Source organism: Candidatus Trichorickettsia mobilis, assembly GCF_034366785.1.
Lineage (GTDB): Bacteria > Pseudomonadota > Alphaproteobacteria > Rickettsiales > Rickettsiaceae > Trichorickettsia > Trichorickettsia mobilis_A.
The window spans coordinates 354,070-371,833 of sequence record NZ_CP112932.1 but is presented as its reverse complement, the minus strand read 5'-3'; the positions used below and the strand labels follow the sequence as shown (position 1 = coordinate 371,833).

Below are 17,764 nucleotides of genomic sequence, written 5' to 3'. Positions count from 1 at the left end.
TCTAAATATTTAGTTTATAACTTTATAGCATTATTTTAATGTATGCCTTTTTACGTAAATCTTCAAAAAACTTTTGTGCTTTTTGCGACATTTTTTTATTTGTCAAAAAATTAGTGATGTAATCATTCTCTGCTGAAGTTACATTATCTATTACTTTAGTACACATTAATACTAATTGAAATCCTTTTGTGGTTTCAAATACGCTGCTTTTTTGATTAATACTTAGATCTCTTATTATAGTTTGTAATTGATGATCTAAAGTACTAAGGTTTTCGTTAATGGTAATAGCTGTAGCAAATTTTGAGTATGCAGCATCTTTTACCTCATTACAAGTTTTTAAAGTTTTATGTAAACTATACATCTTTTGTAATGTTGATGGTGTTTTGTCTTTTGAGGTAAAAATACGAGCAGAGATTTTTGCATCCTTGCTATTATTAAGTAAAATAGCTGCATCAATTTCTTGCGGTGAAATTGTTACTGATCTGGAGATATAAGATAAAATATTTATTTTGATCAACTCTGCTGTTATTTGCTTACGAAAACTATCTATATCTATATTTTGACTGGATAGATATTTAAACAAATCTTCTTTAGACATTTTATTTCTTTGAGCAATGGTGCTAATTGCTTCTTCTAATTCAGTGGCACTAATTTTACCGCCAACTTTTTTTGAATGTTGAAATAATAATTGTTCTTCAATTAAACTATTTAACACTGCTGTATTAATTTGAGCATTAGCTTTAGCATCAGGGTTATGCACGTTATTAAGCGTTATAACCATTTTTTTCCTCATCTGAAATTCATACAAAGTAATTGGTTCATTGTTAACTAACGCTACAATAGTTGCAGGTGAACCTTTAGCTGCGTTGATTATAAGAAATATGGATAGTATTAATAAGATATAAAAACGTCTAGGATATCTCATAATTGGTTTTGTACTAATAATTAAGAATTTTTTCAGATCGATACTTGTTTGTTGTTTCATTTCAAAGCTCACATATTTAATACTTTCAAGCCTAAAGATATAGTCTTACTTCTTATCTTAGTTATACCTCTAGAATAGTCTGAAGTATAGTCATCATATAATCTGCCGGTTATACTAACACAATCAAAAGCATATGTCACCTTGATACTTTTGTATAATAGTTGTGGTTTCCTGGTGGATATATCAACCTGTATTTCATAGCCAATCAACCAAGATGGTGTTAATTGATATTGGATGTCAGAATGAGCTTGTTTTATATTGTTGGTATTAGTAGATAATTGTTTGTTATCTACTAAATAATATTTTTTTAAATTATTTAATTTTATAAAACTCAGAGTATATTGTATTTTATCATTATAAAAACGACTTCCTATCTCTTCCATGATCGCTTCAAATTTTTTATTCTTTCTAAATCTATAAAATAATTCAGTATTATTAATATTTATTCCTAATCGGCCAACATTTTGTGCATTTTCAGTATTTGTGAAATTATGTTTATGCAACAATTGCCCTAAGAATATATTGAAATAATTTGTGTCCTTAAGCAAGGTTGTATTCACTCCATAGCTTATACGTTTGCCGAATTCATGATAATCAAGACCGCTGTAGCGATTAGCAAGAAATAAATTATTTTCCGATAATTCATAGCGATTGTTATCAATGAATGCAAATTTATGATCTTTAGATTGGAAATCACGACCTATAGTCGTCGAAATGATAGGTTCAATGCTAAACCTATATGGAGATAAAGCAAAATGACTCATTAGTGGAATTCTCCAAGTTACTTGTAATTCAGGGATATGCCGAACATATGTCTTACTATAGCTTGAATTATTAGTAGTTGAATTGGGTATAGGCATATTTCTAATAAAGTAGGCATCGCTTCTTGTTTGTAAATTAGTATTAAATAAATGACCATCGCTAGTGATAATTTGATTAGTTGCAGTGATCCCTAAAGCAGAACGAGTTAATTGTTTGCCTCCTGGTTGTTGATACATAGAGGTATTATTGTTGATAATTAGCTGTAAATCTTCATTATCATTTAAATTTATTATATTTTTTGTTCGAATTTTAGGCAAAATCAATGGATCGGTAGATTTAGAATCATCAACTTTTAACCCATAAAAATGTAACCCCTCAACAGAGAAGTAATTATTATTATGTATATTATTAAGATATAGTTTTGAAGCTAAATAAGCGTCATGCATTTCATAATAATTTCTTAAGTAAGCTTTATCGGAGGTACGTTTTAAATCAAAACCATATTGATAGTTAGCTTGAGAAAAAGAGCCTAAGGCAAAGAGATGGTATCGATTGACATTACTATTTTTTATTATTTTACCTTGATCTCTAATATTATATGGGATTTTTCCATAACTACCTGAAATAGTATAACTACCATTATTTATTTTATGACGTGCTTCTAACTCAAATAAGTTATATTTCTTGGCTAATCTAGGTGTTAAAGTGAAATCCATATTTGGTTTAGCTCTAAAATACAGTGGAATCCCTAGCTTATTTCTTTTAATTTCAGGTACTAATATTCCTGATTGAGCGCGGGCATGTGGAGTGGGATGAGAGAAATAAGGCGTATAAAATACGGGAATATTATATATTTCAAAAAATAGATTTTTGTAGCTAATGATTTGATGGTTAAGATCTATTATTGTTTGTTGTGCAGAAATTTGCCAAATCGGTTTACCACTTGATGGTATGTTGCATGGGGTAAAACAGGTATTAGCTAAAATGGTTTGTTGAGCATTTACTTTTTCTGCAAGTTTAGCAGCAAGTACAGTATTATCACTAAATTTAAATACAAAATCTGCAATGAGACCAGCTTTTAATTTATCTTTAAAAAAAACTGTAGTGCCATATATGACTTGCTTTTTATCATCTTGAATTTTAACATTGCCCTCAGCCCATAGTAAATCATTGTTTATATCATATAGGATCTTATCTGCAGTAAGAAGGTAATTATCCATAGTGATTTTAATATTACCACGTGCATAAATAAATTCTTCTGTTGCGTTATACTCAACAAAATCAGCGACCATGAATGCAGGTGTTTTAGCTGTAGGTATTGTAGTCTTGGCAGTAACTGTTGCTGATACTAATATTAGTATCAGTAGACAGCTAATCAAGAAAAACAGCGATTTAGTATTAAGAAAAATTGAGTTAAACCATCTGTAATACGAACACACAGTATCATCCAGAAATATACCTCTTGAACTTCAATATTTGGGATATCAAACTTCGGAATGCTCTTGTACAAAACAAAGGTACTGCACGAAGCTTGAGCACCACTCGTTTTTCTGCCAACTCTTGAAGTTGAGGAGGTACAGACAATGTCATCCCGAACTTGTTTCGTAATCTCATCAAGACTTCATAGGATCCCGAAACAAATTCGGGATGACATTGTCTGTGTTCGTACGACACTAGTGTATTCTGAGACGACATTATGTATTCCGGGACAATATTATGTATTCCTAGATGATATTATATGAAACTGTGCAATGAACTATGTCAATTAAAGTAATACTTGTTATTGCGAGACCATGTATAGTCGAAGCAATTCAGTCAATTGGCTCACCGAGTTTTTCTGGATTGCTTCAGGCACAACCATCGCAATGATGTTTGATACAGTTCATTGAATACTCTCCAATTATCTTGAATATAACTCAACAACCAACTGCACATCAGGATCAAAAGGATAAGGTACATCAGAAATCATTGGAACTCTGACAAATTTTCCTGACATTGTGGTTTGATCAAAAGTTAAATAGCCAGGAACAGTCCTTTCTGCTTTAGTTGCAGTTTCTAAGATTATAGGAATTTGTTTGGAGTTATTTTTTAATTCTATAATATCTCCGTCATTTAGTCTTTGGCTAGGTATATTAACTCGTTTGCCATTAATTATGATATGTCCATGCGATACTAATTGTCTTGCTGCAAAGATAGTGGGAGCTAAATTCATTCTATAAACTACAGCATCTAGTCTACTCTCTAAAAGGCCAACAAAATTTTCGCCGGTATTTCCTTTCATTTTTAAAGCTAATGTAAATATATTACGAAACTGTCTTTCATTGACTCGGCCATAATGAGCTTTAAGTCTTTGTTTAGCTTTTAGATGTAAACCATAGTCTGATACTTTAATCATGGCGTTTTGTCCATGTTGGCCTGGGCGATAATTTTTAGTATTAAAAGCGTCTTTACCGTTACCCCAGAGACTCACTCCTAGTCTTCTACTTGCTTTATATTTAGACTTGATTATTTTAGTCACGTATCTTTCTCATCTTTATATAAGTTAAAATTTCGCTTTGCAGTATATAAATTACCATAGCCAAAGTCAAATGTTATTTGATTGTCATAACTAGCAATTAGGTAACGCAAGAATAAAATGATATAAATTTTTACGTTATTAACATGCTCAAAACATATTATGTCCACCATTAATCGATAAAGTTTCTCCGGTAATAAAGCCTGCTTCCTCAGCGCATAAAAAAACAGCGGCTCGTGCTATTTCTGCTGGTTGCCCCAATCGCTTCATTGGAATTAGTGAAACTATCTTTTCTAATACCTCCATAGACATTTTTTCTACCATTTCTGTTTGAGTGTAGCCGGGAGAGATGCAGTTGACGGTAATATTTTTTGTAGCAGATTCACGAGCCAAGGCTTTAGTGAATCCAATAATACCAGCTTTGGCTGCTGAATAGTTAGTTTGGCCTAACTGACCAGCTTGACCATTAATAGAACTTATGTTGATTATCCTGCCGTAATTTTGGTTGCGCATTTGATTAATAACGGCGCTACACATATTAAAGCAGGAGGTAAGATTAATGTTAATTACATCTTGCCAATCTGCTTTAGACATTTTATGTAGCATACTATCTTTAGTAATACCGGCGTTGTTTATTAATATACTGACTGGTTTATTGAATTCTGCTTCAATGATTTGTACAGTTTTTATGCATTCATCATAGTTTGCCACATTCCAATTTTTTATTTTAATATTCGTTGCTGCTGCAAATTTATTTGCTGCTTCATGATTGTTATGGTAATTTGCTATTACGGTAAATCCTTGCTCCTTCAGAGCTATTGAAATAGCAGCGCCAATGCCTCTGGTACCACCAGTGATTATTGCTAGTTTAGACATATATAGTACTCGACATTTTAATTGTGGATTGAAATCTGATATAAATTTCATACTTTTTCAAGTAATTTGTACAAAACACCTATGTTACAAAATATATTACTATTTCTTTTAAGTATTATTGTGCCTATCACGACTATTGGTAATAATATTATCAGAGATTCTGAAATAGAAGAAACTATTCGTGCAATTGCAGATCCAATAATCAGAGCTGCAAAACTGGAAGTCAAAATTTATCTGGTAAATAGTAATGAGTTAAATGCTTTTACTGCAGGTGGCAATCAAATTTATATTTATAGCGGCCTGATCAGTAAATTTCCAGAGATAGATGTAATTCGTGGAGTTATAGCTCATGAAATAGGGCATATAGTAGGTCGACACGTGGTTCGGCAAGCAGAGAATATTGATATTTATAATAAAGTGGCACTATCTTCTATTGCAGTTGGTTTGGCAAGTAGCCTCAGTGGTAATGTTGAGCTTGCTAGTGCAATGGTGTTAGGTGGTATCCATTTTTCTGAACGGTCATTATTATCTTATTCCAGAGGGTTTGAGTCTGCAGCTGATCAAACAGCACTGAGATTACTCGAAAGTAGCGGCAATAGTTGTAAAGGGATGATTAGTTTCTTTGAATATATGGAACAACAGCATCATGGCACTTTTGTTAATCCATATGATCAAACCCATCCATCGAGTCGTGAGCGACTTGTACTTTTACGAAATTTTTATCAAAAATCTAAATTTAAAAATAGTAGTAATGCTGCAGATCTAGAATATAAATTTGCTAGAAGTGCAGCAAAATTATTGGCTTTTACTATAGATCCTAAAAAATTATCTGATAATCAGTTGCAAGAATATAATTCAGAAATTAGACATTATATTAAAGCTATCATATATTTTCGAATGAGTGATTTTAATAATTCGATCTTGCACATTGATCAGTTATTAGCATTAAAACCTAATGATCCTTTTTATAATGAGCTAAAAGGGCAGATTTTATTCGAGTTCGGTAAAAAGGAAGCCTTAACTTTTTATACGATAGCAGCAAAATTAAGGCCAAATGATTTATTGATTAAGTTGGGTCAGGCTATTGTCGGTATTACTATATACGAACATCAAGCGGAAAAGATGCAGACGTTTTATCAGAGTTTGCAACGAATTGCAGAAAAAGAAAATGATAATCCGGTAGTATTGTATTATCTTGCTGTTTATTATGAACAAACAGGTCGTCAAGCAGAAAGCCTACTTAGCTTGGCAATGCTAGCATATAAAACCGGTAATGTGCTGGAAGCGCAAAGATTAGCTCGTGCTGCAATCAAAGGCTTTAAACTACATTCTCCTAATTGGTATAAGGCCAATGATATTATAGTTAGTGAGACAAAAGAGCAATAACAACGAGAGTGTTCAATGAACCATACGCGTCAAGTTAAGGAAATGAAGCAATATAAACCCGTCTGAGCTGAGGAGTTTTAGCCGCCTCCGTCATTGCGAGGGCTAAAGCCCGAAGCAATCCAGTAAAATGAGTAACTATAACCGGATTGCTTCGCCTTAGGCTCGCAATGACGGAGTGTGGTAGCATCAAGCAAGGTTGTTCATTTTTATGAGAAAATGATCAATCGAGGCAAAAAAAAGATGGTCGCATTAACGGCTTTGATGCGTAAAATTATTGTCATCGCTAACGCTAAATTGTGTGATTTTAATGTGGGGTGTGCAGCAATAAAAATTTAAATATTTTTAGTTTAAATTTTTATTGCAAACATAGTTGATTCAGGGGTCTGCAAACCGCAGATGTATGATATATCTATACTAGTCTTATTAATGCACTCGATGTCATTCCAAGCAACGGCGGGAATCTAGTAATAAAAGCCTCAAATGCTTAGATGTACGCTGGATTCCCGCCGTTGCTTGGAATGACATCGTGGAAGCGGTTTGTTGTCAAACTCACCATCTGTATAGCTGATACAGCAAAGGTTTGCCGGGGACGTGAACAATAGATACCTAAGCTATTTTAATGACATATTCGCATATAACTCGTTTGCAGAGACCTCTTGGTTGCACTAACGTTTAATATAGTCTCATCAAGAGCAGACATAAGTGACTGATTGTGACAATGATAATTGAAAATAGCTTAAAGAAGTTAAATCTTCATCTCTTAAGTACCATTCGTACCATCTTAAATCTTTTGCTAAAAACTCCAATAACTCAGTTGTTTTCTCGTTAGAGAAGTTGGTTTGTGTTTGAATATCTAAATTAAATTTAATATCAAAGGTCTCGAGTGCAGCTGTTTCTTCAGTATCAGGAACTTTTACTTTTGTAGATAAAAACTCCTTTAACAGATTTAAACGTTGTTGTGATTTTGGCATTATATAATCTAATACTTTATGGACGATGGGGTCATTAGTTTTTGCTTTGTTTTCTTGATTAATTGCTAACCCATTCTGAAATCCTGAAATACTATATTCAATAGCTTGCCAGTCTTCTTTACTAATAACTATATCATTTTTAGTTCTTGCAACAATTTCACTAAAAGCTTTCATTGAAGCAGCACCTCTAGAAAGAGATGCTATTTTCTGATTATATAACACATCATCTCTACCTTTAAGCCAACTTAAACGAGGTACACCGTTAAAATCAATATCGTCATTTTGTGATTGTATTTGAACAACTGTGAATTCTTGAAGCTGTTGTAGTTGTATAACAGTTTCTTTATGTAAATTTGGCTCAATTTGTCTTTGAGCCAAATTTACACTTGAAGAAGTTGCTGAAGATTTAGCAGTTTCTATACCTGTGCGAGATATAGAAACTGCTTCTTTAACATCTGTTTGTGCTATGTTTGTTTTGTCATTTAATTGTTTTTTAATTAATGACAAGTTTGTTATTTGATTACTTAAATTAATTCTTAGTGTCATAAAGTTCTTCTTTTTATATCAATTATTTTTCAGAATTAATCAACAACATTAACACCCATTATATCTACCTGAAAATCATCTAAGGCTTGTCGACTTTCGGCATAGAGAGTTCCAATATGATCATCATGATATTTGGTCATTCCGACTGCTATTTGATCAGCATCAGCCATACTGGAAGACTTGGCTATCTGAGATGCATAGTTGCTTAATTGAGCCTTATAAAATTCTAAATGTTTTTTAAATTCGTTTGTTTTGGTATGAATACCCGGTGTATTGCAAATCTTTGCACGCAATTCCCACGCACTATAATCCCATGAATCATATTGTTGCCCTTTTTTTATGGTTACACAAGTATTTATTGTTTTATTAATGTTTTCTAATAGAGTTATACCCATATCTGTAACTTCTTTATCATATAATGATATAGATTTGCAAGTGCCTGGATAAGGGAAAATTCCATATTTTTGATGTATAGCGATAACTTCATCTGTTTCTGCTCGTTGCTGAGCTTTATATGATGCAACATAGGAATTTGGAATTGTATTAAGTATGTCTGAAATATTGTGATATCTTTTCATAACAGTAACCTCAATATATTTTAGTAATTAATTGAGCAAGAAGGTTTGATATTTCACGCTTAATTCAATCGTAGGTTACTTTTAGTGGTAATGCAAGGAAGAAATGATAGAATAATAATAATATAATAGATGTATTTATATTAAAACATGTGTAATTGGTTGTTTATATTTTGTGCTTTAAGAAATTGTTCCAACTCTTTAAAAATTTTTTCTTGCTGCTTATCGCTTCCTATAGCGTCAGTTGTTAGATTTAAGAAAAGAAGAGATTATACTGAATCGTCATTACGAGACCATAAATGGTCTCGCAATGACGTAGAGTTAGGGCGCTCAGACGATCAACTGTCGACTTATTATCTAACTTGATTCGTATGTATGCGCCACCTACTGACTTTAGCTATTATATGACAAAATTTTAATAAAACTCATCGCTTCTAAGTAAAGCTGATTATTTGTTCTTCACATAGAATACGATATATATTGGAGGTTGTTAATAACTGATCATGAGTACCTCTAGCACTCAGAGCTCCTTTATCTATTACCAATATCTCATCAGCGTTTTCGATGGTTGAAATTCTATGAGCAATTGAAATTATAGTTTTACTACGCATAAAATTTTGTAATTCAGCGAATAATCTTTGTTCACTTTCGCTGTCTAAGGCGCTTGTGGCTTCATCAAGTAATAAAATTTCTGGTTGGTATAGGATAGCTCTGCTAATGGCTATACGTTGTTTTTGTCCACCAGATAGCCTAACTCCTTTTTCGCCAATTTGCGTATTTAACCCATCTTTTAAGTCGTGGACAAAATCCATAATACCGGTAACAGTTGCTGCGTGAATTATCTCTTCTTCATGTGCATCTGGTTTGGAGAAAGCGATATTGGATCTAATCGTACCAGAAAAAATACTAGGATCTTGAGGTACATATGCAATTAATTTACGTACTTCTATAGTATCTGTTGTAGCGATATCCTGATTACCAATCATAATATTACCAGTGGTAGGGAGATAAAATTTTAATAGCAATTGCATTATAGTGCTTTTGCCGGCTCCGGATCTGCCAACAATTCCTATAAACTGACCAGCGTGAATTTTAAATGTAATATTATTTAGTATTTTGATCAGTGGTCGACTAGGGTATGAAAAACTTACATTGTTGAATGTAATATTATTTGTGCTAGTTACTAGAGTAATATTAGCATGCGTATCCAATTGTCGTTGAGGCTTTAAGTTTAGCAGATCAAATACTCGCTCTACTGCAGCATATGGTTTTTGTGCTTCGCCGATAAATTCTGCAATGCCGCCGGCGCTCATGCCAGCGATAATAGCGTAATAAATAAAAGAGATCATTTGACCTGAAGAAATACTATTGGTAACAATATCTTTACTACCAACCCATATTACTAGAGTAATTGCAGCTAACACTACCGAGATCGAACCAGCAAAAAATATTGCTCTAATTTTTAATCTACTTGAAGCATATTGAAGATAAATATTGGTTTGATCAATAAATTCATTGATTTTGCGTTGTTGCTGATTAAAAGCGTATAAAGTATGAATATTAGTAAAATTTTCTGTTAAATTGGCAGCAATATCGCCTTGCAAGGTTAAAGCATTTTTTGATAAAGCTCTCACATGGCGTCCAAGCTTTAGTATCGGGATCAATAACAGCGGTATTACACTGAGTACGATTAAAGAAAGTTTGGTGCTATGAATAAACATCAGTCCCATACTGCCGATTAGCATCAACAAATTACGTACCACAAATGATAGTAAATCGATAATCAGTTTTGCGATTAATTCAACATCTGCAATAAGACAGGAGATGATATTGCCGATTTTGGAGTCCTCAAAGTAAGAAATATCAAGCCGCAGTAGATTGATGACGGCTTCGTTTCTAATTTTAGCGGTAATTTTCTCTGCAACTTTATTTATAAAATAGGAGCGAAAAAAACTGCTGATACCAAAGATTATGATTAGCAGACAAATTAGTGATATTGAATTATTGACTGAAGAAATATATTTTGTAGTTAAACCATTATCAATAAGCTGTTTGAATGCTTGTCCCAGCATCAGTAAAGATCCGGATACACTTATTATAGATATCATTACAATGATGATATCCTGTTTATAGAGTTTTATGTATTTTGTTAATTTTAAGGATTGATGGATATACATTGTATTTACTGGTGTTCCTGGGCTATAACATTAACATAGCCCTTACTCACAAGTTAGTTCTTGCGTTATAAGTGCTACACTAAGCGCGCATTATTTTTGTTTAATAAATTTATCTAGTAACCATTCTTCGTCAATATCCAATCTTGTAAAGCTAAATTTCCAATTTATGGCCTGTTTTTGAATCTTTGCAAAAGATGGTAACTCCCCTTTTTTTGCTATAATTACACGAGTTTCTAAACTTATTAAATTAAAGAAATCACCAAATATTTCTTTGTATAACTTTGATTCTAGCTCATAATAGCTGTTATTCTTAAAGGTATTGACAGCCACCACTCCATTTGGTTTCAAAACATTTTGAACATTTTTTACAAATTCTAATGTTAAAAAAGATGGGGGGACATAATCTTTAGTAAAAGCATCTATAATAACTATATCATAGCTATTATGATGAGAATTTTTAATAAAATCAAAACCGTCTTCAACAAATATTCGAGTATGATCATCTTCTTGAAATGCAAAATATTTCTTTGCTAAAGCCGGAATATCTGGATTTATTTCAACAATATCTAATTTTACTGAAGGTAATATTGTATAAAGAGCTTTAGCAACGCTTCCTCCTCCAAGGCCAATCATCAGAATTTTTTTAGGATTCTTATTCAAGTACAAAGTACCTAACACCATTTTTGCATAATCAAAAATTAGTTTGTCGGGTTCTGACGTCATCATACAACTTTGGATAACCTGACCAGGCGGTACAAATGATAAACAGCGCTTAAGATCAGCGCTATCATAAACCCATATAGGTCCATATTTATTAGAAGAATGGTGCAAAATTACTGTCTGAGTTGCTTGAGCTATAGCGCTTAAATAACAGCATATGCTCAACAAAATTACTGCGTAAATATAATGACGATTGGTGATTTTAGTATTCATGATTTTTTCTACATATCTTATATAAATGCGACACCTTAATATAAAGACAGTTCTTACGGCTTAAATATAATCTGTAATTCATTAGTCAGAATCTCAAATAATTCTGAGCCGGCATGCGAGTACCACTTGCCATTAGCATAAGAGAAATGATAAGGGCCGCTAATTGGAGATGCTAACCATATTTGCATTGAGGCGGAATGTTTGTTAATTATAAATATTCCTTTATCAGTAGAGATGTTGATCATATCATTGTTAAAATCAACGTCAATTAATCCATCGCTATCAAATGATTCTATAGTATCAGCTATAAACAATAAAACTTGTTCGGCTATATTAGAAAATTCGATGAGGTGCATTTTATTATTTTTTAACATCTATAGAGTGTGTCGTAAGGATAAGGTTTATTTTAGTAAAATCAAATATTTTGTTTCGTTATTTGTATAAATAAAACTGCTTTTTCTTTTCAATATCATTATAATTTAAAAATTGGCTGAGGTATATATTGACATAGTTCAGTAAACACTCTGATTATAGGGTTAATATAATGTATGTTTAGTATGGAAAGAATATTAACTTGTGCGACAGAATATTATTATCGCTCTTACATAAATCTATGATATTTATCAACCTCATATTTAGAAATCCAGATATTCCATGTGTATTGAGTAGTAAACAGTGTTTTTCAAAAGAAGCTGCTTGCTTTTGTATAAAAAATTGATTATATTCAGCCGAAATTTTAACTTATTTTAGGTCTGGGGAATTGAATGCCAACGAATAATCAGCTTGTCCGCTTTGGGCGGAAGTCAAAGATACGCAAAACAAAATCACCTGCATTAAGAGGCAATCCCTTTTTGAAAGGAGTGTGTGTTATAGTTAAGACAGTTACTCCGAAAAAGCCAAATTCTGCGTTGCGTAAAATGGCCAGAGTTCGTTTAAGTAATGGGCAGTATGTTAATGCTTACATTCCAGGTGAAGGGCATAATTTACAAGAGCACTCTGCTGTATTGGTGCGTGGTGGTAGAGTGCCTGATCTACCAGGTGTAAAATATCATATAGTGCGTGGAACTTATGATACTCAGGGAGTGAAGGGGCGTAAACAAGGGCGTTCTAGATACGGAACTTCAGCGAAAGCAAAATAATACCAGTTTTTTTAAATAATCATTAAAGAGAAATAAAATGTCGCGTCGTCATGCTGCAGAAAAAAGAGTGATCTTGCCAGATATGAAGTACAATAGTGTGTTGTTGGCTAGGTTTATAAATAATGTCATGCAAGAAGGAAAAAAAGCTTTAGCTGAAAAGATAGTATATGGGGCTTTAAATAGAATAGAAAAAAAGCATCGCGCTGATCCTTTTGAAACCTTTAATAATGCTATGCATAATGTTAAGCCTTATCTTGAGGTAACTTCGGTTAGGGTAGGTGGAGCAAATTATCAGGTTCCATCTCCAGTTGATGAAAGAAGAGGTTATGCTTTAGCTTGTCGTTGGATTATTGCGGCTAGTGTTAAACGTTCAGAAAAAGCGATGATAGATAAATTATCTGAAGAGCTGTTTGATGCAGCTAATCATCGTGGTGGAGCCATGAAGAAAAGAGAAGATACTCATAAAATGGCTGAGGCTAATAAAGCCTTCTCGCATTTTAGCTCACGCAAGACTCAGAGGTAGTTAAATGTCGACCAAAAAATTTGCTTTATCTGATATTCGTAATATTGGTATTTGTGCTCACATTGATGCTGGTAAAACTACAACTACAGAGCGTATATTGTACTATACTGGCAAGTCTCATAAAATAGGTGAAGTGCACGAAGGTGGAGCTACCATGGATTGGATGGAGCAGGAGCAAGAGCGTGGAATTACTATTACTTCTGCTGCTACTACCTGTTTTTGGCGTGATAAAAGAATTAATATTATTGATACGCCTGGGCACGTGGATTTTACTATAGAAGTAGAGCGTTCGTTACGAGTGCTTGATGGTGCGGTGGCGGTCTTTGATGGTGTGGCCGGAGTTGAGCCTCAATCTGAAACGGTGTGGCGGCAGGCTGATAAATACAAAGTGCCAAGGATGTGCTTTGTAAATAAAATGGATAGAATGGGAGCCAATTTTTATAGATGTGTTGAGATGATGAAAGATCGTCTCGGTGCTAAACCGTTGGTTACTCAGTTGCCGGTGGGGATAGAAGAAAGTTTTAAAGGTGTCGTTGATTTAATTAAAATGAAAGCAATCATCTGGAAAGATGAAACTTTAGGAGCTGAATATTCATATGAAGAGGTTCCAGATGATATGTTAAAGCAGGCCACGGAGTATAGAGTTAATTTGCTTGATATGGCTGCAGAGCTTGATGATGTGTTGTTGGAAAAATATTTATCTGGTGTAGAATTAACGGAAGAAGAGATAAAGGCTTGTATTAGAAAAGGAACTATTGCTGGTAGTTTTGTACCGGTATTATGTGGTAGTGCTTTTAAGAATAAAGGAGTGCAGCCGTTATTAGATGCGGTTATAGATTATTTACCATCACCGGTGGATATTGGTAAGGTTAAAGGAATTGATTTGAAAACCGGTGAAGAGCGAGATTTTGTAATTTCGGAATCAGGAAAATTTGCTGCTTTAGCGTTTAAAGTAATGACTGATCCTTTTGTGGGCTCACTGACATTTGTTAGGATTTATTCTGGCCAGATTCAGTCGGGAGCTACTGTAATGAATACAGTTAAAGAGCAGAAAGAGCGAATTGGAAGAATGTTGCTGATGCATGCTAATGACCGAGAAGATGTTAAGTTGGCTGTTGCTGGTGATATTGTAGCTCTAGCGGGATTAAAATTTACTACTACCGGTGAGACTTTGTGTGATATTGATAATCAAATTGTTTTGGAGCGGATGGAATTTCCAGAGCCGGTTATAGAGCTTGCCATTGAGCCGAAATCTACGCCTGATCAAGAAAAAATGTCTTTGGCTTTATCAAGACTTGCGGCAGAAGATCCGTCTTTAAGAGTGACTAGTGATCAAGAAACTGGGCAAACCGTAATTAAAGGTATGGGAGAGCTGCATTTAGAAATTATTGTTGATCGGATGAGGCGTGAGTTTAAGGTAGAGGCTAATGTTGGAGCGCCGCAGGTGGCATATCGTGAAACGATAACTAAAGCTTATGAAATCGATTACACTCATAAAAAACAATCTGGTGGTGCTGGGCAATTTGCTAGAGTTAAAATAATATTTGAGCCACTAGAGCCTGGTTCAGGATTTGAGTTTGAGAGTAAAATAGTTGGTGGTGCTATTCCTAGAGAATTTATCCCAGGTGTTGAGAAAGGGCTAAAGAACATCAAGGATAGTGGTGTTATTGCCGGTTATCCAATGATAGATTTTAAAGCTACTTTAATTGATGGCGCCTTCCATGATGTTGATTCTAGTGTGCTAGCATTTGAAATTGCTGCTAAAGCGGCGTTTAGAGAAGGGATGCCAAAGGCGAATCCTAAATTGTTAGAGCCGATAATGAAGGTTGAGGTGGTTACTCCAGATGAGTATATGGGGGACATTATTGGTGATTTGAACAGTCGTCGTGGACAAATTCAAAGTATGGAACCGCGTGGTAATGCGCAGGTAATTACCGCTAATGTTCCTTTGGCTGAGATGTTTGGTTATGTGAATAGTTTGCGTTCTTTGTCGCAGGGTCGTTCTCAATATAGTATGTTGTTTTGTCATTATGATCAAGTGCCGCAATTGGTGGCAGATTCAATTAAGTCTAAAAAATAAACGAATATAGTTTTCTTTGTTTGTCAGATAGTGTTAGTTGTAAAAATTATGTTGATTAAATAATAAAAATATGATAGGAGTGTAGCTCAATTGGTAGAGCGCCGGTCTCCAAAACCGGAGGTTGCGGGTTCGATTCCTGTCGCTCCTGCCACTTAGCTCTGTTTGGTATATGTTAAAAGATAATAAGATTATAAAATTTTATGAGCAAGTTAAACAAGAAGCTTATAAAGTTGTATGGCCAAATAAAAAAGAATTAATTACTTCCACTTCTATAATAGTTGTTGCAGTATTGATTTGTAGTGTCATTTGTATGATATTAGATTATGGTATTCATGGTTTAGTACGTATTTTACTGAACATTGGAAAATAGTTGATTTTAGGAAGTTTAATTGTGGGAGAATGGTACATTATACATACTTTATCAGGCTCTGAAAAACGAGTGAAGCAAATGATTATTGATCAGATTGCTAAAAATAGTATGTCTGAATTTTTTGAGGAAATAGTTGTACCGGTAATAGAAGTTTCTGAGATAAAGCGTGGTAAGTCTGTAAAGACAGAAAAGAAATTCATGCCAGGATACATTTTGATTAAGATGAAGATGACTGACGAGTCATGGCATTTGGTAAAAAGTGTGCCAAAAATTACAGGGTTTTTGGGTGGAAAAAGTAAGCCATATCCTCTTAGTGCAAAAGAAGTAAAAAATATCTTTGAGCAATTAGAGTCGGAAAAAAAGGGAGTTACTTCAGCTAAATTGTATGAGGTAGGTGAGGCTGTGATAGTAACTGATGGGCCATTTGATAGCTTTAATGGTGTTATAGATGATATAGATAATGAGAAGTTGCGGTTGCGTGTATCTATTTCAATTTTTGGCAAAGCGACGCCGATAGATTTAGCTTTTAATCAAGTGAAGAAGGTATAGCTTAAATTGATGTGCTAGATACTTGATGAAAATAAAGGGTTGTGTTGTCGTATCTAGGGGATCTTGCTCGTATACTTAAAGCATGCTGCGTTTGATACTTCTAGCGCTTATTGATTTTGATTAACGTAAATTCTGGCTCTTTGGCCTATGTGAAGTATTAATTATTAAATTTAAAGGAAGAATTAATGGCAAAAAAAATTACAGCTTATATTAAGCTAACAGTTCTTGCTGGTAAAGCCAATCCTTCTCCGCCAATAGGGCCAGCTCTTGGTCAGAAAGGGCTTAATATAATGGAGTTTTGTAAAGCTTTTAATGCTGCTACGCAAGGAATGGATCCTGGAACTCCGGTGCCAGTTGTAATTACTGCATTTGAGGATAAAAGTTTTACTTTTATTACGAAAACTCCGCCTGCATCTTATTACTTAAAGCAATTTGCAAAGATTACAAAAGGGTCAGCTTCTACTAAAAAAGAAGCTGTAGTTGGTGTGGTAACTATGTCTCAGGTTGCAGAGATTGCAAAAATCAAGATGGTTGATCTTAATGCTAATGATTTGCAGGCGGCGGTTAGAATTATTTGTGGTACGGCAGAATCTATGGGCATTGAAGTGAAACAGGATTAATTATGAAAGCTAGCGAAGAAGAGAAAAAAAAGAAAGACAAAGAAAGTAGAAAAGGGGCTAAAAAGCTACGTGCTGCACGCGAGCAAATAAATCAGCAAGTATTCTATGATTTAGAAAAAGCGGTAGAGGTTTTACGCAGCTGTTCTTATGTAAAGTTTGATGAAACTTTAGAAATTGTTATGAAGTTGGGTGTGGATCCGCGTCATTCTGATCAAATGGTAAGAGGGGTTGTGGCTTTGCCGGCTGGAACTGGTAAAACTGTAAGAGTTGCGGTTATTTGTAGAGATGATAAAGTGGCGGATGCGCTTGCTGCTGGGGCAGATTTTGCTGGTTCTGTAGAGATTATTGAAGAAATTAAAAGTGGCAAAATTAATTTTGACACATGTATAGCAACGCCAGATATGATGGGAGTAGTTGGTGGGGTGGCAAAAATTTTGGGTCCTAAGGGGCTGATGCCTAATCCTAAATTAGGAACAGTAACAACTGATATTGTAACAGCCATTAAGAATGTAAAAAGTGGTCAGGTGGAATTTAGAGTTGAGAAAGCTGGGATAATTCATGCCGGAGTTGGAAAATTATCGTTTTTAGCTCAAGATCTGTTGAAAAATTTGCATGCAGTAATATCTGCTGTAATTAAAGCTAAACCAACTGGTGCAAAGGGTACTTATTTAAAGGCTATGTATTTATCTTCAACTATGGGGCCTTCGATAAAAATAGATACAGCTACTATATCGCAAATAGTATAAAGGAGAATTTT

18 protein-coding genes and 1 tRNA gene are annotated in these 17,764 nt (G+C 34.0%); 10 read left to right on the top strand and 9 right to left on the bottom strand.

Features of this window, described 5'->3' with window-relative positions; translation table 11 throughout:
• Nucleotides 1-22 precede the first annotated feature (22 nt).
• Both Trichorick_RS01625 and Trichorick_RS01620 read right to left on the bottom strand, forming a co-directional pair.
• Nucleotides 23-985: a SurA N-terminal domain-containing protein gene (locus tag Trichorick_RS01625; protein WP_323738524.1), complete on the bottom strand. Its 963-nt coding sequence runs from the start codon at nt 983-985 to the stop codon at nt 23-25.
• 8 nt (nt 986-993) lie between these two features.
• Nucleotides 994-3,039 carry an LPS-assembly protein LptD gene (locus tag Trichorick_RS01620; protein ID WP_323738523.1) on the bottom strand — a complete coding sequence of 682 codons (2,046 nt, stop codon included), beginning with the start codon at nt 3,037-3,039 and terminating at the stop codon, nt 994-996.
• Here Trichorick_RS01620 and Trichorick_RS01615 point away from each other — a divergent pair.
• Nucleotides 3,038-3,175 carry a hypothetical protein gene (locus tag Trichorick_RS01615; RefSeq protein ID WP_323738522.1) on the top strand — a complete coding sequence of 46 codons (138 nt, stop codon included), beginning with the start codon at nt 3,038-3,040 and terminating at the stop codon, nt 3,173-3,175. The genes Trichorick_RS01620 and Trichorick_RS01615 overlap by 2 nt on opposite strands.
• Nucleotides 3,176-3,647: 472 nt before the next feature.
• Here the strand turns inward: Trichorick_RS01615 and rpsD are convergent, their stop codons facing one another.
• The gene (gene rpsD, locus Trichorick_RS01610; protein WP_323738521.1) at nt 3,648-4,265 is read right to left on the bottom strand and encodes a 30S ribosomal protein S4; all 618 of its coding nucleotides are present in this window, start codon (nt 4,263-4,265) and stop codon (nt 3,648-3,650) included.
• A gap of 147 nt (nt 4,266-4,412) precedes the next feature.
• Nucleotides 4,413-5,138, bottom strand: a complete 726-nt coding sequence (locus tag Trichorick_RS01605; RefSeq protein ID WP_323738520.1) for an SDR family oxidoreductase — start codon at nt 5,136-5,138, stop codon at nt 4,413-4,415.
• An 81-nt stretch (nt 5,139-5,219) separates the two neighbouring features.
• Between Trichorick_RS01605 and Trichorick_RS01600 the strand changes: the two genes are divergently transcribed.
• Entirely contained in the window at nt 5,220-6,524 is a 1,305-nt protein-coding gene (locus Trichorick_RS01600) for a M48 family metalloprotease (protein WP_323738519.1), read from the top strand.
• Between the two features lie 686 nt (nt 6,525-7,210).
• Here Trichorick_RS01600 and Trichorick_RS01595 read toward each other — a convergent pair.
• The 5 genes from Trichorick_RS01595 to cyaY all read right to left on the bottom strand — a co-directional run bounded on the left by Trichorick_RS01595 (nt 7,211) and on the right by cyaY (nt 12,082).
• Nucleotides 7,211-8,041, bottom strand: a complete 831-nt coding sequence (locus tag Trichorick_RS01595; protein ID WP_323738518.1) for a hypothetical protein — start codon at nt 8,039-8,041, stop codon at nt 7,211-7,213.
• A 35-nt stretch (nt 8,042-8,076) separates the two neighbouring features.
• Complete coding sequence (locus Trichorick_RS01590) at nt 8,077-8,619, bottom strand: hypothetical protein (RefSeq protein WP_323738517.1); 543 nt, start codon at nt 8,617-8,619, stop codon at nt 8,077-8,079.
• Between the two features lie 431 nt (nt 8,620-9,050).
• A complete protein-coding gene (locus tag Trichorick_RS01585; RefSeq protein ID WP_323738516.1) occupies nt 9,051-10,793 on the bottom strand; it encodes an ABC transporter ATP-binding protein in 1,743 nt (580 codons plus the stop codon).
• 90 nt (nt 10,794-10,883) lie between these two features.
• Nucleotides 10,884-11,726, bottom strand: a complete 843-nt coding sequence (locus Trichorick_RS01580; protein ID WP_323738515.1) for a spermidine synthase — start codon at nt 11,724-11,726, stop codon at nt 10,884-10,886.
• Nucleotides 11,727-11,779: 53 nt separating this feature from the next.
• Nucleotides 11,780-12,082, bottom strand: coding sequence for an iron donor protein CyaY (gene cyaY / locus Trichorick_RS01575; RefSeq protein WP_323738514.1), 303 nt, complete (start codon nt 12,080-12,082; stop codon nt 11,780-11,782).
• A 408-nt stretch (nt 12,083-12,490) separates the two neighbouring features.
• On the opposite strand from cyaY, the gene rpsL reads away from it, so the two are divergent.
• The 8 genes from rpsL (at nt 12,491) to rplA (ending at nt 17,753) form a co-directional block, all read left to right on the top strand.
• The gene (gene rpsL / locus Trichorick_RS01570) at nt 12,491-12,865 is read left to right on the top strand and encodes a 30S ribosomal protein S12 (RefSeq protein WP_316353957.1); all 375 of its coding nucleotides are present in this window, start codon (nt 12,491-12,493) and stop codon (nt 12,863-12,865) included.
• A gap of 37 nt (nt 12,866-12,902) precedes the next feature.
• Nucleotides 12,903-13,388, top strand: a complete 486-nt coding sequence (gene rpsG / locus Trichorick_RS01565; RefSeq protein WP_323738513.1) for a 30S ribosomal protein S7 — start codon at nt 12,903-12,905, stop codon at nt 13,386-13,388.
• A 4-nt stretch (nt 13,389-13,392) separates the two neighbouring features.
• Nucleotides 13,393-15,468 carry an elongation factor G gene (gene fusA / locus Trichorick_RS01560; protein ID WP_323738512.1) on the top strand — a complete coding sequence of 692 codons (2,076 nt, stop codon included), beginning with the start codon at nt 13,393-13,395 and terminating at the stop codon, nt 15,466-15,468.
• A 75-nt stretch (nt 15,469-15,543) separates the two neighbouring features.
• A tRNA-Trp gene (locus tag Trichorick_RS01555) sits at nt 15,544-15,619 on the top strand.
• Nucleotides 15,620-15,637: 18 nt separating this feature from the next.
• Nucleotides 15,638-15,838: a preprotein translocase subunit SecE gene (secE, locus tag Trichorick_RS01550; protein WP_316353953.1), complete on the top strand. Its 201-nt coding sequence runs from the start codon at nt 15,638-15,640 to the stop codon at nt 15,836-15,838.
• A 21-nt stretch (nt 15,839-15,859) separates the two neighbouring features.
• Nucleotides 15,860-16,387: a transcription termination/antitermination protein NusG gene (nusG, locus tag Trichorick_RS01545; RefSeq protein ID WP_323738511.1), complete on the top strand. Its 528-nt coding sequence runs from the start codon at nt 15,860-15,862 to the stop codon at nt 16,385-16,387.
• Nucleotides 16,388-16,572: 185 nt separating this feature from the next.
• Nucleotides 16,573-17,007, top strand: a complete 435-nt coding sequence (gene rplK / locus Trichorick_RS01540; protein WP_323738510.1) for a 50S ribosomal protein L11 — start codon at nt 16,573-16,575, stop codon at nt 17,005-17,007.
• Between the two features lie 2 nt (nt 17,008-17,009).
• Nucleotides 17,010-17,753, top strand: coding sequence for a 50S ribosomal protein L1 (rplA, locus tag Trichorick_RS01535; RefSeq protein ID WP_323738509.1), 744 nt, complete (start codon nt 17,010-17,012; stop codon nt 17,751-17,753).
• Nucleotides 17,754-17,764: the final 11 nt, after the last annotated feature.